Origin of the sequence: Streptomyces sp. NPDC057010, from assembly GCF_042673805.1 — a bacterium.
In the GTDB taxonomy this organism is placed as follows: domain Bacteria; phylum Actinomycetota; class Actinomycetes; order Streptomycetales; family Streptomycetaceae; genus Streptomyces.
Map to the genome: position 1 here is coordinate 1 of NZ_JBHUSC010000128.1, position 2,155 is coordinate 2,155.

Annotated in this window: 2 protein-coding genes; one reads left to right on the forward strand and one right to left on the reverse strand. The window is 71.4% G+C overall.

From position 1 onward, the window contains the following. Positions 1–240: 240 nt before the first annotated feature. Positions 241–1,272, reverse strand: a complete 1,032-nt coding sequence (gene glpX / locus ACFTXQ_RS36560; protein WP_382649972.1) for a class II fructose-bisphosphatase — start codon at positions 1,270–1,272, stop codon at positions 241–243. Positions 1,273–1,508: 236 nt separating this feature from the next. Here glpX and ACFTXQ_RS36565 point away from each other — a divergent pair, with 236 nt between their 5' ends. Continuing rightward, positions 1,509–2,027: a DUF4245 domain-containing protein gene (locus ACFTXQ_RS36565; RefSeq protein ID WP_382649975.1), complete on the forward strand. Its 519-nt coding sequence runs from the start codon at positions 1,509–1,511 to the stop codon at positions 2,025–2,027. Positions 2,028–2,155 lie beyond the last annotated feature (128 nt).

Sequence of the window (2,155 nt, forward strand, 5' to 3'; positions counted from 1 at the left end):
GGACTAAAACGAGATGATTTCGGCGCACGCTCCCGCCCGACGAAGCAACCCCGGACAGGGCGCCGAACATCGAAGCCCGTCCCGGACGACACCCCACCCCGTCCCCGTCCCCGGCCCCCCGAAGCCCCCGCCCGTCGACCGGCCAAGGGACCGGCCCCGGCCGCGTACGCGGACGGACACGCCGGAGGGGCGGGCCCGCCGCACGCGGGACCGCCCCTCCTCTGCCGAGCGAGCCGCAGGCTACAGCGCCCGGTCGAAGTCGATCGCGCTGTACGCCCGCAGCTTCGACAGCCGGTGCGTCGAGTCGATCTGCCGGATCGTGCCCGACTTCGAGCGCATGACCAGCGAGGACGTCGTCGCCGTCTCCGAGCGGTAGTGCACGCCGCGCAGCAGCTCGCCGTCCGTGATGCCGGTGGCGACGAAGAAGACGTTCTCGCCGGACACCAGGTCGTTCGTGTGCAGGACGCGGTCCAGGTCGTGACCCGCGTCGATGGCCTTCTGGCGCTCGGCCTCGTCCTTGGGCCACAGCTTGCCCTGGATCGTGCCGCCGAGGCACTTTATGGCGCAGGCGGAGATGATGCCCTCGGGCGTGCCGCCGATGCCGAGGAGCATGTCCACGCCGGTACCCTCGCGCACCGCCATGACCGAGCCGGCGACGTCGCCGTCCGAGATGAACTTGATCCGCGCGCCGGTCTCGCGGATCTCCTTGACGATGCCCTCGTGACGCGGACGGTCGAGGATGACCACGGTGACGTCCTCGGGGGCCATCCCCTTGGCCTTGGCGACCCGGCGGATGTTCACCGAGACGGGGGCGTTGATGTCGACGAAGTCGGCGGCCTCCGGGCCCGTGACCAGCTTCTCCATGTAGAACACCGCGGACGGGTCGAACATGGTGCCGCGGTCGGCGGCGGCCAGGACGGCGATGGCGTTCGGCATGCCCTTGGCGTTCAGGGTGGTGCCGTCGATCGGGTCGACCGCGATGTCGACCTCGGCGCCGGTGCCGTCGCCGACCCGCTCGCCGTTGAAGAGCATCGGCGCTTCGTCCTTCTCGCCCTCGCCGATGACGACGACGCCGTTCATCGAGACGGTGGAGATCAGCGTCCGCATCGCGTTGACCGCGGCGCCGTCCGCGCCGAGCTTGTCGCCGCGGCCGACCCACCGGCCCGCGGCCATGGCGGCAGCCTCGGTGACCCGGACGAGTTCCAGGGCGAGGTTGCGGTCGGGGGCCTCCGGAGAGACTTCGAGCTGGGGCGGCAGGTTGTGCTCGGTCATCGGAGCGCACCTTTCTGTACGGCGACGGCCGGGAAGTGAGGGTGCTGGAACTCTATCGGTACGTCGACATATTGAGCAGAGCGGGTCACGTATGAGCGGTATATCGGTCATGCGATTGTCCTGAGCGGACATCTTGCGGCCCCGCGGGGCGCCCGTGGCGCGCGCCGCGCCGACGCGGGGGGTGACCCCGGCGGTGATCGCTCCCGTCGATGCGGGACGATGGTGCCGTGGCAGGTATGAAAGGCAAGCAGACGATCTGGGACATGGTCCGGTCGCTGGGGGTGATCGGCGTCGTCGTCGCGGGGATCTACCTCTTCATCCCGCATGACGAGCAGGCCGACCCCACGCGCACGGTCGACTACCGGGTGGAGACGATCACGGCCCGGCGCGCGGCCCCGTACCCGGTGGCCGCCCCCGTGGGGCTGCCGGAGCAGTGGCGGGCGACCTCGGTGACGTACGAGCGCAGGAACGCCAACGCCTGGCACCTGGGCTTCCTCGACCCGGGCAAGCAGTACGTGGCGGTGGAGCAGTCCACGGACACCTCGGCCAAGTACCTCGGCCGGGTCACCCAGCAGGCCAAGCCGACCGGGCAGACGCAGCAGGTCGGCGACGTGGCGTGGGAGCGCTGGGGCGGGGAGAAGTACGACGCCCTCGTCCGCCAGGAGCAGGGCCACGTCACGGTGGTCACCGGGACGGCCTCCTTCGAGCAGCTCGGCGCGATGGCGGCGGCGCTGGAGTTCAAGCAGGGCGCTTAGAGCCCCCCGCGCCGTTGACGGCGACGCGAAGAGGCCGCGCACCCCGAGGGGTGGGCGGCCTGTTGGGGGGGTGCCGCGGCGGCGGGGGTGGTGTCCTGGGGGATCTCCGGGCGCGGGGGGCGCGGGGC